The sequence below is a fragment of the Phenylobacterium sp. genome, assembly GCF_004799395.1.
In the GTDB taxonomy this organism is placed as follows: domain Bacteria; phylum Pseudomonadota; class Alphaproteobacteria; order Caulobacterales; family Caulobacteraceae; genus Phenylobacterium.
In genome coordinates, this window is record NZ_SSMZ01000075.1 from 21,470 (window position 1) to 29,647 (window position 8,178).

At 68.5% G+C, this 8,178-nt stretch carries 9 protein-coding genes; 2 read left to right on the forward strand and 7 right to left on the reverse strand.

Features of this window, described 5'->3' with window-relative positions; translation table 11 throughout:
• Positions 1–192 precede the first annotated feature (192 nt).
• Positions 193–1,347, reverse strand: a complete 1,155-nt coding sequence (locus tag E8A12_RS04920) for an AI-2E family transporter (RefSeq protein ID WP_293366672.1) — start codon at positions 1,345–1,347, stop codon at positions 193–195.
• A gap of 87 nt (positions 1,348–1,434) precedes the next feature.
• Positions 1,435–2,034, reverse strand: a complete 600-nt coding sequence (locus tag E8A12_RS04925) for a TetR/AcrR family transcriptional regulator (protein WP_293366673.1) — start codon at positions 2,032–2,034, stop codon at positions 1,435–1,437.
• Positions 2,035–2,097: 63 nt separating this feature from the next.
• Here E8A12_RS04925 and E8A12_RS04930 point away from each other — a divergent pair, with 63 nt between their 5' ends.
• Complete coding sequence (locus E8A12_RS04930; protein ID WP_293366675.1) at positions 2,098–3,066, forward strand: prolyl oligopeptidase family serine peptidase; 969 nt, start codon at positions 2,098–2,100, stop codon at positions 3,064–3,066.
• A 3-nt stretch (positions 3,067–3,069) separates the two neighbouring features.
• Here E8A12_RS04930 and E8A12_RS04935 read toward each other — a convergent pair whose 3' ends face one another.
• The 5 genes from E8A12_RS04935 to E8A12_RS04955 all read right to left on the reverse strand — a co-directional run bounded on the left by E8A12_RS04935 (position 3,070) and on the right by E8A12_RS04955 (position 7,501).
• Entirely contained in the window at positions 3,070–3,852 is a 783-nt protein-coding gene (locus E8A12_RS04935) for an SDR family NAD(P)-dependent oxidoreductase (protein WP_293366677.1), read from the reverse strand.
• Between the two features lie 95 nt (positions 3,853–3,947).
• Positions 3,948–4,805: an SDR family oxidoreductase gene (locus E8A12_RS04940; protein ID WP_363211578.1), complete on the reverse strand. Its 858-nt coding sequence runs from the start codon at positions 4,803–4,805 to the stop codon at positions 3,948–3,950.
• Positions 4,806–4,837: 32 nt separating this feature from the next.
• Entirely contained in the window at positions 4,838–6,064 is a 1,227-nt protein-coding gene (locus E8A12_RS04945; RefSeq protein ID WP_293366678.1) for a glycosyltransferase family 87 protein, read from the reverse strand.
• 69 nt (positions 6,065–6,133) lie between these two features.
• A complete protein-coding gene (locus tag E8A12_RS04950; RefSeq protein WP_293366679.1) occupies positions 6,134–7,135 on the reverse strand; it encodes an NADPH:quinone oxidoreductase family protein in 1,002 nt (333 codons plus the stop codon).
• 96 nt (positions 7,136–7,231) lie between these two features.
• Entirely contained in the window at positions 7,232–7,501 is a 270-nt protein-coding gene (locus E8A12_RS04955; RefSeq protein ID WP_293366680.1) for a hypothetical protein, read from the reverse strand.
• Between the two features lie 322 nt (positions 7,502–7,823).
• Here E8A12_RS04955 and E8A12_RS04960 point away from each other — a divergent pair, with 322 nt between their 5' ends.
• Positions 7,824–8,042 (forward strand): hypothetical protein, encoded by a 219-nt coding sequence (locus E8A12_RS04960; protein ID WP_293366681.1) that lies wholly within the window; start codon positions 7,824–7,826, stop codon positions 8,040–8,042.
• Positions 8,043–8,178 lie beyond the last annotated feature (136 nt).

The following is an 8,178-nucleotide window of genomic DNA, read 5'->3' on the forward strand; positions in this document are numbered from 1 at the left end:
GAGGACGGCGCCGGAGGAGAGTGTCCGGCGCCGTTTGGTTCCGTCGTGGGGGGGCGACGGAACGCTCTTTGCTCGCTGGGCCCGCGTGCTTGGGGGGATGCGGACACAGCCGCCGGACGTTTCACGCCCGGGGCCAGCCATAGATAGGTGCCGATTTCGCAAGTTGAAGACCCTTGGGTGTTGTTGTCGACGTCAGGCGGCTTTTGGACGGCGCCGCATGACTTTCGCCAGCGGGCCCTTGGCGGGCGGCGGGTCGGCTTCGTCGGGCGGCTCGTTGGGCATCTTGTTCTTCAGCTGTTGCGGATCGCCGTCCGCCGAGAGGATGACCGAAATCCAGCGGCTGCCGTCGAACTGGGCCAGGATGACCATGACCATGACGGTGAGCGGCGTCGACAGGAAGGCTCCCGTCAGGCCCCAGATCGCGCTCCAGAAGGCCAGCGACAGAAGGACCATGACCGGGTCGATATTGAGGCTGCGGCCCTGCATCCGCGGATAGACGACGTTGCCGATGATCACGCCCACCGCCTGCAGCGCGATGAACAGGACGACCGCGTGGCCGTAGCCGTCGAACTGCACCAGGGCGAAGAGCGGCGGCGCGACGCCGGCGAACACCCCGCCGGCCACCGGGATGTAGACCGCCAGGAAGATCAGGAAGGCCCAGAATAGGCTGTCGTGCAAACCGACCGCGAACATGGCGATAAAGGAGAGGATCGCCACCATCAGGCCGGTGACGGTCTGGACGAAGAGGTACCGCTCCACGCCGCCGCGGATGCGCAGGAAGGCGGTCACCGCTTCCTGGCGCTCCTCGCGGTGGGGGAAGAGGCCGATTGCCTTGCGCTCCCAGCCCTTCCGCGAAACCAGGATGAAGGCCAGGTACACTAGGACGAAGAGGGCTGTGGAGGCGAAATCCTGCACGGCGCGCGCCGCCAGGCCCAGGTATTTCGACGCATCCAGACCCTTGATCAGGCTCACCACCGTCGGCGGGTCCTTGACCCCGGCCATGGTCGCCAACTGGGCGATGACCGCGTCGAGCTTGGGCCCATAGGCCACGAGCTGGCCGATGAAGGCCGCGCCGTTCATCGCCACGAACACGGCCGTGCCGCCGAACAGCACCAGGGAGATCGTCACCGCCAGGGGCAGCGCCGCAGTCTTCGACACATGCGGCAGCCGGTGCTGTAGGACACGCGCAAAGCCGTCGATCATCACCGCCAGGAACATGGCCAGCGCCAGCGGTGTCAGGATCGGCGCCAGGAAGTAGAGCGTGGCGCCCCCCGCGATCACCGCCAAGATGACGATGGCGTTGCGGGCGACGGGCGACTCGCCGAAGGCAGGGGTGGAGGCGGGCATCGGGAGCTTTCGCTGGGGGTCGATCCCTACCTCGCTTCGAGCCGGATGGGGAGGCCTAGCCTCGCTCGCGGGCCGAACGGCGCCGTGTCATGCCTCGTTCAGCGTCTTGTCGAGGATGGCGTCCAGCAGTTCGGCCTCGGTGAGGGGCTCGGTCATGAAGCCCTTCAGCCGCCCGCCCTGCACCAGGGTGATGAAGCCGTGAAGTGTTGACCAGCCAGTGATGGCGCGGCGCTTGACGGTGGCGAGGTCGGCGGCAGGATCCAGCGCGGCCACCGCCCGGAACAGCGACTCCCAGGCTTCGCCGGCCGGGACCAGCAGGCTCGCCGGCGCGTCGGCCGCCCCGACCAGGTCGCTGGCGAACATCAGGCGGAACAGGCCGGGCCGTCCGAACGCAAGATTCAGATAGGCCCTCGCGGTCTCACGCATTGCCGCTTGGGGCGTGGCCGCCCCCGCTTGGGCGCGGGCATAGGCGGCGTTGAGATCGGCGAAGCCAAGGGCCGCCACCTCGTTCAGCAGCGCCGTGCGGTCGGCGAAGTGGCGATAGGGCGCGGCCGTGGAAACGCCGAGCGATTGGGCGAGTTCGCGCAGGGACACCGCGTCCGGCCCGCCCGCCTCCACGGCGTCCGCAGCGGCGCGGATCAGCGCCGCCCGAAGATCTCCGTGGTGGTAGCCGCGCGCCGTCGCCATGGATGAATGTTGACACAGCTAACATAGAGTTGCAATGTAAGTGTCGCTTACATGGAGATGGCGATGAAGCTGCACATCTGGTTGGCCGGCCTCGCGGCCCTTGCCTGGGCGGGCTTCGCCCACGCCGGCGGCGTCGGGTATGAGACGGTGAGCGTCCCAGTGGTCGGCGACCGGCCGCTGAAGATGTCCATCTGGTATCCCACCACCGCGCCGGAGGCCGCCGAACCGCTCGCGCTCAGCTCTCAGGTCGTGGCCCATGGCGCGCCGGTCGCCGGCCAGGGTCATCCGCTGATCGTCGTCAGCCACGGGACCGGCGGCTCCGACGCCGATCATTTCGACACCGCCCAGGCCCTGGCCCGCGCCGGCTTCGTGGTCGCCGCCGTAGCCCACACGGGCGACACCTACGACGACCGCAGCCGCGCCCTCAGGATCATCGATCGGCCGAGGCACCTCAGCGTCGCGATCGACTACATGACCCAGGCGTGGCAGGGACACGACGCCGTGGACGCCGCCCGTATCGGCGCCTTCGGCTTCTCAGCCGGGGGCTTCACCGTGCTGGCCGCAATCGGCGGCGAGCCGGACATGAGCCTGACGGACCGCCACTGCGCCGTGCACCCGCACTTCTACGATTGCCAGATGTTGCGGATGTTCCCGCGTCAATCAGCCACGGCGACCGTTCCGGCGCACGATTCGCGCATCCGCGCCGCGGTGATCGCCGCGCCGGCGCTGGGCTACGCCTTCACCCCGGCCGGCCTGGCGAAGGTCAAGGTCCCGATCCAGCTCTGGCGCGCCGAATGGGACACGGTCCTGCCGCAGCCATTCTATGCCGAGACCGTGCGCAGGAACCTGCCGAACCCGCCGGAGCACCACGTGGTCCCCGGCGCCGATCACTTCGACTTCCTGCCGCCCTGCAGCCCGGCGCTCGCCAAGGCCGCACCCTCGATCTGCGGGGATGGCGTCTTCGACCGCGCGGCCTTCCACGCGACGTTCAATGCCGAGGTCGTGCGGTTCTTCCGGAAGACGCTGGGGTAGGACTTAGCGCGGCGCCATGCGAATGGCGCCATCCAGCCGAACGTGCTCGCCGTTGAAGTAGCCGTTGGTGATCATCTCGAGCGCCAGGGAGGCGTACTCCGGCGCATTGCCGAGGCGCTTGGGGAAGGGGACGGACGCCGCGAGCGCGTCCTTCACCTGGGGCGGGGCGAACTGCATCAGGGGCGTGTTGAAGATGCCCGGCAGGATGGTGTTCACCCGGATGCCGTCGCCGGCTAGGTCGCGGGCGATCGGCAGTGTCATACCGACAATGCCGCCCTTCGAGGCCGAATAGGCCGCCTGGCCCATCTGACCGTCGACGGCGGCCACCGAGGCGGTGTTGACGATGGCGCCGCGCTCGCCGTCTTCCATGGGCTCCAGGTCCAGCATGCCCTTCGCCGACTTTGCGATGCAGCGGAAGGTGCCGACCAGGTTGATCTGGATGATGAAGTTGAAGCTATCGAGCGGGAAGTGCTTGGTCTCGCCGGTCTGCTTGTCGCGGCTTGCGGTCTTGATGGCGTTGCCGGTGCCCGCGCAGCAGACCAGCACGCGCTCCTGGCCGTGAGCGGCCCGGGCCTTGGCGAAGGCGGCGTCGACTTCCTCTTCCGAAGTGACGTTGCACTTGCAGAAGACGCCGCCGACCGATTTGGCGACCGCTTCGCCCTTCTCCTCATTCATGTCGAAGATGGCGACCTTGACGCCGTGCTCGGCGAGCTTGCGGACGGTGGCCTCGCCGAGGCCGGAGGCGCCGCCGGTAACGACCGCGGCGACGGAGGAATCAAGTTTCATGGCGTGGCGCTCCCGATCTCTTGTGATCCGATCTGGCGCAGGCTTTAGCCCGCCCAGCGCCGGTGAAAAAGCATCACCTTACGTAAACGGAAACTTCAATCCGCCGCGGCGTCCGCCCCGAGCTCCGGGAACAGGGCCGCGAAGGGCGAGGGGCCGCTCTGGTCCCAGCTGTGTCGCGAGCCGACGGTGATGCCGCCGTCCACCACGATGTGCGTGCCGGTGACGAACTCGGAATCGTCGCTGGCCAGGTAGAGGGCGGCCTTGGCGATATCCTCGGGAACGCCGGCCTTGGGGACCGGTTGGACCTTGGCGCCGTGCTCGGCGACGCGGGCGGCCATCTGGTCGGCTACCTCCCGGGGCAGGCCCAGCGAGGCGCCGAAGATCGAGGTGGCGATCAGCCCCGGGCAGATAGCGTTGACGCGGATCTTCTGCGGCGAGAGCTGGGCGGCGGCGCAGCGGCTCAAATGGATAACCGCGGCCTTGGCCGAGGAATAGGCGATCGGGCCCCAGCCCGCCTGCAGGCCCGCGATGGACGCGGTGTTGATGATAGACCCGCCGCCGCGCGCCAGCATCAAGGGCGTGGCGTGCTTCATGCCGAGCGCTGGCCCGCGGACCAGAACGTCGAAGATCCAGCTCCAGGTCTCAGGCTGAATCTCGGTGACGTCGCGCATCATGTCGGAGATGCCGGCGTTGTTGAACAGGATGTCGAGCCCGCCGAACTCGCTGTTCGCCAGGCCCAGGGCGCCGGCGATGTCGCCCTCGACAGTCACGTCGCTGCGGGCGTAGCGAACCGCACCGCCGAACCGCCGCTCCAGCATCCGGCCCTTTTCGTCCTGAATATCGGCGGCGACCACACGGGCGCCCTCGGCCACGAACAGCTCCACCGTCCCCAGCCCGATGCCGGACACGCCGCCGGTGATCACCGCAACTTTGCCGTCCAGACGTCCCGCCACCCGCAATCCTCCACTCATCTCGTGATCGATTGCTAGGGCGTGTTCCGCGCCGCGTCGAGGCGCATGCCTGCGCGCGCGCTGTAAAGCACCAGGCCGATGAAGCCGACGAGCAGCAAGGGTATGAAGCGCCCCGTCGGCATCAGCACCGGCGGGCTGAACAGGGCGCTCAGCCAAAATGCCAGCGCCAGGATCCAGCGCCACATGGCCGGAGGCGTGGGCTCCGACGCCAGCCACAGGCCTGCGGCGACAACCAGCAGGACGACGTCATAGGCGGCCGAATGTGGCGCGGCGAGGATCGCGGCGACCAGCAGCACGGCCAGCTTGAGGTCAGGCGCCAGGCGCGTGCGGAAGGTCGCAACGACCGCCGCAGCGGACGCCAGGATAGCGCCGGTCTGGATCAGCGACGCCAGCTTCGCCGGAATCCCCAACAGCACCGCGCAGGTATAGACGCTGTTGCCCCAGATGCGGCCGAGCGACACCCACTTGGGGTCGGCGCTGGAATAGCTCTGGAGGGTCTCGCGAATCCACCAGACCCAGGACTCGAGCCCGAATATCGCCGCGCTGATCGCCGCCAGAACGCCGGCTGAGAGGATGGCCGCGGCCAGGCTGCGCCACTGACCGGCCGCCGCCAGGGCCACCGGCACCAGGATCCAGAATTGCGGCTTGAATGTCAGCACCCCGAGCACCGCTCCGGCCAGCAGCGGCCGCGGCCCCAGCAGCCGGAACCCCGCCACCAGCAGGGCGGCGACCAGGAAGCTGCACTGGCCGTCCACCGCGTTGATCGACGCCGCCGGGCTGATCAGCACCGCCAGCGCCAGCCAAGGCGCGACCCTGGGCTGGTCGGCCCGATAGAGCAGGGCGGCGGCCAGCAAGCCCGCGCTGATGAACTGGAACGCCGCGTAGGAGCCGGCGAAGCCCAGGGGCTCGAGCGGCGCAAGCATCACCAGGAAGCTCGGTGGGTAGACCCACGGCCGGAACTGCAACGGCGCCGTCAGCCAGTGGCCCAGCGAGGCGTTCAGATAGGCCGTGAAGCGGTCGCCGTCGAAAATGAGCGGCATGTGGCCGGAGAGCGCCAGGTGCGCGGCGCTATAGAGCACCATCCAGTCGCTGCCCGGCGCATTGTAGTTCAGGCCGATGGCGCCGGGTCGCCAGAAGGTCGAGGCGAATACCGCCCAGGCGTAGAGCGCCGCGAGGAGCGCCGGGATGGCGACCGCCATCGGCGGCGCCAGGCCGCCAATCTCGCCTGCGGACTTGGGCATGCTGTCTCCGGGCGTGGACGCCTGTCGCCGCCGGCTTAACAGCTCGCCCATGGACAGAGGCTTAAGCCGTCAGTCCACAGTGATGACCACCTTGCCCATGGCCTGGCGGCTGCCCAGGTGGGCGATGGCGTCGGCGCCTTTGGAAAGCGGAAAACGCTCGGAGACATGCGGCTTGATCTTGCCCTGGGCGTACAGGTCCAGCAGGTCGTCGATGGACTTCGCGAAGGCTTCCGGGTTCTTGCCCGCCCAGGTCCCCCAAAACACGCCGACGATATCGCAGCCCTTCAGCAGGGCCAGGTTCAGCGGGATGCGCGGGATGTCGCCGGCCGCGAAGCCGATCACCAGATAGCGGCCTTCCCAGGCGATGGAGCGCAGCGCCGGCTCGGCGTAGTCGCCGCCCACGGCGTCGTAGATCACGTCGGCGCCGTTCGGGCCGCAAGCGTCCTTGAAGAGCGCGCCGAGCGCCCGCTGGCCTTCCTTGTCGAAGGGGCCGCGGCCATAGACGACGCCCGAGTCGGCGCCGTGCGCGATGGCCAGGTCGACCTTTTCCTGGGTGGAGCAGGCGGCGATCACCCGCGCGCCCAGCGCCTTGCCCAGTTCCACCGCCGAGAGGCCGACCCCACCGGCCGCGCCCAGCACCAGCAGGGTCTCGCCGGCTTTCAGGTGGCCCCGGTCGGTGAGCGCATGCCAGGACGTGCCATAGGTGAGGATGAAGGCCGCGGCGATGTCATGCGGCATGGCGTCCGGGATCTTCCAGACGCGGCCGGCAGGCAGCAGCACTTCCTCCGCCATGGCGCCCCAGCCGGTGTTGGCCAGGACACGGTCGCCGGGCTTTACATTGGTCACGCCCTCGCCGACGGCCTTCACCACGCCGGAGAGTTCGCCGCCAGGCGCGAAGGGGCGCTCGGGCTTGAACTGGTACTTGTCCTCGATGATCAGCACGTCGGGGAAATTGACGCCGATCGCTTTGACCGAAATGACCACGTTACCGGGCTTCGCCTCGGGGCTCGGCACGTCCTCCAGGACGAGCGTCTCTGGCCCGCCCACGGCCTTGCTCAATAGCGCCTTCATTCCCGCTCTCCCGGAAGTCTCTTCGAAGTGGGCCGGACGCTAGCCCAGCGGCTTCGGAGGCGGAAGACGCAAATCGAACGGACGTTTGAAAACGCTCTAGAAGCGGTGGGAGACGCCCACGTAGGCCTCGGCGTCGGGGGTTTGACGATTGAGGCCGAAATGGACCCCTGCGTCGAGTTGGGTGTTTTCGCCGACCATCTGCGCGGCGGTGAAATCGGCGCTGGCCTGATACGTGGGCGCCTGCAGGTCGTCGTCGACCTCGCCCCAGGCCTCCACGCCGAGCGTGATCTTGCCGAAGGCGCGGCTGACGCCGGCGGCGGTCGACCACGCCAGGCGGGTTCCCCCGCCGCTGGCGTTGCGGACCAAGTCCACCTCAGGGGTCAGGCCAGGGCCGAAGTCCTTGCTGAGCGGGATCGCGACGGGAAGGCGGGTTCCGCCGGTCCAGCCTCCGGCTCAGAGGCCGTTGGTCGCCTTGGGCGCGGTGACATAGGCCTGGATGGAGACCTGAGGCCCGTCACTGCCGGGTTTGGTCAAGGCGACGGAAGCCAACGGTGAGGTCGCCATTTCCGGTGACGTCGGAGGCGCCGCGCTGGTGGTCGATGATCAGCGGCGCCCAGCTCGCCTCCACTTCCAGGTCGGGAGTGAGACCGACGCGGAGTTCTCAGGCGCTGACGGTGTAGAGGGTCTGATGCGGGCCGTTGCTGTTCTGGAAGACCGCGTCGGCGAGTCCCACCTCAAGCTGCACGTGACCCGGGTCGAGGATGCACGGCGGCGTCGCTTTGCTGGGCCGGTCGGCGCAAAGGGCCTGAGCGGCGTCCGCGGCGTCCGCGGCGTCCGCGGCTGGCGCCGGGGCGTCGGCCTGCGCCTGAGCGTGCGCCGGCAGAGCGGGCAGAAGAACGACGGCTAGGAGGGCCAGAATTCTCCTGCTTCTCAGACAATTCCCACTCCCAAACTTTCGGTAAACCTGTCACGGGAGTTTGGCCGCGCCCGCGGATTCCCCTATATTACGGGTCCTCCATACAGGAAGCTTATCCCCTTGGGTG